This is a genomic window from Paenibacillus ginsengihumi DSM 21568, assembly GCF_000380965.1.
Taxonomy (GTDB): Bacteria; Bacillota; Bacilli; order Paenibacillales; family NBRC-103111; genus Paenibacillus_G; species Paenibacillus_G ginsengihumi.
The window spans coordinates 1-4,583 of sequence record NZ_KB905668.1; the positions used below are offsets into that span (position 1 = coordinate 1).

Consider the following 4,583-nt stretch of genomic DNA (forward strand, 5'->3'; position numbering starts at 1 on the left):
TCATTCTGGAATCAGGTATGAAGATGAATAGCGATATCCGGATTCGGTGGTGTTATCTTTCCGTATCCAATGGTAGGCCTTAACACGATAGTAATAGCCAGATAATACAGAGATATCGCGAACAGAGGTATATGCATAAGCAGCATTTCTTTCCTTGACACTGGCCCCAATGTACACATCGGTCCAAGTTGATCCTGTCCAGCGTTGCAAAGTTACTTGTATGCCGATTTCATTCACTCGGACGGTTCCATAGGTTTCACCCCATATATTGACTTTGTTATCACCTTGATACGATAAGTATCCTTGACCTTTCTCAAGAAAATCGAAATCAGGGTGGAAAATTGTATTAGGAGCTAAGAAAGACGATGGCGGCAGCGAAGTTTTCGCTTGCGCCGCGGCAGCATCATGAGCAAACCCCAGGGCTGGAATTAATGCAATAATCAGAAGCATTAAGAGCACACTTCGGAATGAAAATGTTTTTTTGTTCAAAAGGTCACGACTCCTTTATCAATATAAAATTCAGTACACAAGCTCTAACCTTGCCAGTAGACGAAAATGGTCCCCCCTTGTCGTATTAGTTCGAAGCAAATTTTCCCTGCAAATTACATAACGAAGCAAGGGGCGAATATCTAACGTTTTTATATCCAAGATTGTAGATGTCGAATTTTCAGGATCACTTTTAACTGGCGTAATCCATTGCTTCTTCCTTACGTCCTTTAGGAACTTTAGTGAATGTGAATCGTAAAAGCACGTGTAAACGTATAAATAATTAGGCTTTAAAACGTACAATTTTGTGAAAAATCATTCCAAAAGTCGCACCAAAATTCCTCTTGCTCCTATATATGGTATACTAATATTTACATATAGAATCTGCCATATGATGTGAGTATATGGCGAATAGAGAAAAACAGCAGTTGGCATTTCGGGGGGACTTTCATGGGAGAATGGTTTAATCTGTTAAGAAGTCCAATTCACAACTTGGAGGTCACTGCTCAGGAATGGGTCTATCGTTCCTTTTCACGATTTGTTTATAAAGATATCTTCTTTATTATCCACGATCACGAATTGACTCAAGACATTATACAGGAAGCTTTCTTGAAAGTAACAGATCAAGGATCCCAATTACGTTCGTATGAGAATCTTCCGGGCTGGGTCAAGCGGGTCGCTCGGAACACAGCCATTGATTTTTTGAGAAAGTGGAAAAATGATCGTCAGATTGTCAGCAACATATACGATAATATATGTGTAAGAAAAGATGAAACCGATATTGCCGACGAAGTTGAAAAAAAAGTAAGGAACGAATTGCTTTATCAAGCGCTTCATGAATTAAAGCCGGACTATCGGGTAATGCTGTTGAGTTATTTGGAAGGTAAATCGTATCGAGAAATTAGTAAAGAGCTTAACCTGAGTGAAACAGTACTTAATCAACGGATGGCACGTGCACGAAAAAAATTGTTACAACATTTTCTAAGAAAATGGGCTGATCATGATGAATGAACATGAGAAGGATAAACTGATGAAACAGTTGCTACAAGAATACTATGATCAAATTGAAATCCCAGACGAATCGGATTCTTGGCAAAAGGTTCTTGTTCATTTAGAAAAACGTCGTCGGCAAGAGAAGAGACGTTTTCGATTTAAAATAGCAGCTGCTATAATTGCAGGCGTTCTTCTTGTGGAGGTCGCTCTGACCGTCAATATTCCGAAAACTTACGCTAGTGTTTCTTCGTTATTTCGGGAGGTCAGGGAAAGTATTATTGAATTTTTCTTTGCAAAAACGGAACACCAGGATAATTCTGCCGCGTTAACCACTCCCCCAGAAGAAAGTAATAATGGTACAACGTCTATTCCTGAGGAAACTACACTCGATGACGCCGCAGCTAAGCTTATGTTTTCTCTTCTTATCCCAGAGTATGTGCCAGAGAATTACATGCTTGATGTGGTTCGTATTTTTCAAGAGGCGGATGGAGAATACCATAATGCCTACTTAGAGTATGTAAATGATGTTCAAGATCTCTTCAAGATCAGCCAGCGTTATGTTGAGCCGGGGTCGACCGATAATAAAAGCGACGTAGCAGTGGATGCAGGTACGATCAAGGAAACGACGATTCACGGTAACGCGGCTGTGTGTGTAATGCTACCAGAAGGATTTGTCAACTTGGAATGGCTTGCGAAAGATATCAAAATTTCCATATCCGGAAAGTTGACCGAAGCTGAAGTTTTGTTAATAGCTGAATCGATGCATCCGCATAAAAGATAACAGAAACTCTCCCGCAAAGTCTTGAACAAGGCTTTTAGAAGGCAGGATCGTCTTTCCGAGGTCGAGCAGCACATCAAACCGGCCCGAAAGCCAGGTGGACGCAGTTGGCTGGGATATCTTAAAGTCGAGAGAGTCTTACCTTTTTTACTCTCGGCTCTCTGAGTAAAAAAAAATTTGAAATTTACCGTTAGATTTTTGTCGTTCACATCGATATATATGTAGACACCACGAACGGAAGTTGATTATAAGGATTTACATCAAAAAAATGGAGTTGAATCCATGGGAGGGACGTAAAATGAAACGCAAGTAACGGAATGAAGATCAGCACAAGATGCATTGTTCTGTTGTTGCATGACGATTTTGACAATGGATTAAAAAACTGAGGTTTTAAAATCTTAAACAATGGAGGATGTACAATGAAAAAAGCAAAGTCTTTGGCACTTCTTTCTTGCTTATCATTAGCTCTTGCGTTCCCAAACGCTGCATTAGCAGCTGTTGATACGCACGAAACAAGTAAGCTTATCTTTCAATATGGTCCAGATGGTGGTGTTACCTTTAGTGTGAGTGCCACAACAGGTTCGATCCTAACGTATACTAGTACTTATATAGGTGGAAATATGTATCAAAACACCTATACAAATTCAGATGCAAGCATCAAATCCAGCAGTTCTCACGGACTTAGTAGTTGTAACAGCAGTATGGCTGTTAGAGCAACTACCAATTTTGACGGAGCTTCCGTTTCCCTAACACAGAACTCAAGTTACTGGGTCAGTCCCGGGACAACTATAGTTGGGAAAAATAGCGGTAGTAATTGGAAGAAATCATTGGTTACAAATTATAAAGTCAATGTTGACAATGAAGGTTATGTCCAACCCGCGCCCGACAAATGTTTTGGAGGCGGGGCAGTAAAAGATTCGTTCACCATCTCTCATTAATAAATGGAGGTAAGATTCAGATGAAACTAAATAGGCTATTCGTGATTATGGGCGGCGCTTGCTTATCATTGCTTTTGATTGGTTCTGCATTCGCTTCTAATTTATCAACATCCACGGTGGAAATAATTAGTTCAAGCTTTGATTCTTTGAAAGCAAAACTTGACCAGGAACAAAACAACAAACTTGCTTCTGCTGTTCCGTTAGCTCAGAGCGATGATTTTCAAATTTCCAAACAGGACTTTGTTTTTTATAAAAGTAATATGGAGATGATTAAGAAGTTGCAAAATCAACAATCTCTTAATTCCTCCTCTATTTCGGATGATGCATTGATTAACGAAATGTTGACCAAGGAAATAACAGTGAGTCATGCGAAAAAGTTGGGACTTAAAGTAAGTCCTCAAGAAATTGAAGAAGTAATCGAAGTTGAAAAATCCGCACTAAACGACCCTTCAATTACTGGCGAGAATAATGAAATTGTGCGCGAAATTATGAAGCATCGCATACGAATCACTGGTTTGTCCGAAGATGAATTTTGGAAAAGTGACAAGATCAAAAATGAATACGAAAAGGCCCTGTTGATGGGCAAGCTGTTTGATAAGCTTGTTGAAGAAGGGAAAATTGAAAATGACGGTGCCAGCTTTGGGGCCTATCAAAAGGAACTTCTTAACAATTATAAAGGTAAGGTTACAATCAACAAAAGTATTTTGAATGACTAACTTTCTATTTGCCCCTACGGTTGGAGACTAACCCAAGAAACTTCCAACCGTAGGGGCTATTTATGTTTTAAAAAAAGTTTTGTAAAACAAGCATTATAATAAAAATTATTGAACATGTTGCCATTGCTACAAAAACGAAATATCCAAAATATCGAAGAGGACGGGGCATTTTTTTCAAATCAACTCTATTTGTCGGAGTTCCCATAATGGTCTTGTAGTGATCAGTCGCTGAATTGAAGGAGGGGATTTCGTAATTTTCATCATTTCTTGTTTTTTTATCGTCTTTTGATTCCATAAAATATCACCCCTTTTATGCTTGTAGGCGTTGCACCTGCATAAATCCAGTTACTCATAGTTTATTATTGTGTAATTGCTTTTATTCAATACACCTTTAAACTGCTGGATTTACTATATTAAACATGAATTCGGAATGTAGCCTAGCCAAAATCTGAGAGATTCACGTTGTGACAAGGCATTTTCGTCATAAAAAGTTGCCAATTTTTTTGCAAAATAAACAGGACACTGCAAGCCTCTTGTCAAAGGTTAAACCACCACGAATAACCAACGAGAGGAAGTGTCCCTAGCAACATGGTACCACAAGCAACGAACCATGCGCCAGAACGAAAATCACGCCGCGAACGCCGAATTGAAATTCTTGCGGAGCGTCGCCGA

General features: G+C 39.3%; 5 protein-coding genes. 4 read left to right on the forward strand and 1 reads right to left on the reverse strand.

All coding sequences use genetic code 11. The features are described 5' to 3' along the window. A complete protein-coding gene (locus F591_RS29250) occupies positions 1-489 on the reverse strand; it encodes a hypothetical protein (RefSeq protein WP_019537604.1) in 489 nt (162 codons plus the stop codon). A gap of 447 nt (positions 490-936) precedes the next feature. Between F591_RS29250 and F591_RS0126715 the strand changes: the two genes are divergently transcribed. From F591_RS0126715 to F591_RS0126725, 4 genes are all read left to right on the forward strand, one after another. After that, positions 937-1,497, forward strand: a complete 561-nt coding sequence (locus F591_RS0126715; RefSeq protein WP_019537605.1) for an RNA polymerase sigma factor — start codon at positions 937-939, stop codon at positions 1,495-1,497. A gap of 19 nt (positions 1,498-1,516) precedes the next feature. After that, positions 1,517-2,260 carry a DUF4367 domain-containing protein gene (locus tag F591_RS0126720; RefSeq protein WP_040742704.1) on the forward strand — a complete coding sequence of 248 codons (744 nt, stop codon included), beginning with the start codon at positions 1,517-1,519 and terminating at the stop codon, positions 2,258-2,260. A 416-nt stretch (positions 2,261-2,676) separates the two neighbouring features. After that, positions 2,677-3,195, forward strand: coding sequence for a hypothetical protein (locus tag F591_RS31860; RefSeq protein WP_156829724.1), 519 nt, complete (start codon positions 2,677-2,679; stop codon positions 3,193-3,195). Between the two features lie 20 nt (positions 3,196-3,215). Continuing rightward, positions 3,216-3,911 (forward strand): hypothetical protein, encoded by a 696-nt coding sequence (locus F591_RS0126725; protein WP_019537607.1) that lies wholly within the window; start codon positions 3,216-3,218, stop codon positions 3,909-3,911. Positions 3,912-4,583 lie beyond the last annotated feature (672 nt).

Coding starts and splice junctions, on each gene's coding strand:
- F591_RS0126715 (WP_019537605.1), top strand. CDS start 937: ATGGGAGAATGGTTTAATCTGTTAAGAAGTCCAATTCACAACTTGGAG.
- F591_RS0126720 (WP_040742704.1), top strand. CDS start 1,517: ATGAAACAGTTGCTACAAGAATACTATGATCAAATTGAAATCCCAGAC.
- F591_RS31860 (WP_156829724.1), top strand. CDS start 2,677: ATGAAAAAAGCAAAGTCTTTGGCACTTCTTTCTTGCTTATCATTAGCT.
- F591_RS0126725 (WP_019537607.1), top strand. CDS start 3,216: ATGAAACTAAATAGGCTATTCGTGATTATGGGCGGCGCTTGCTTATCA.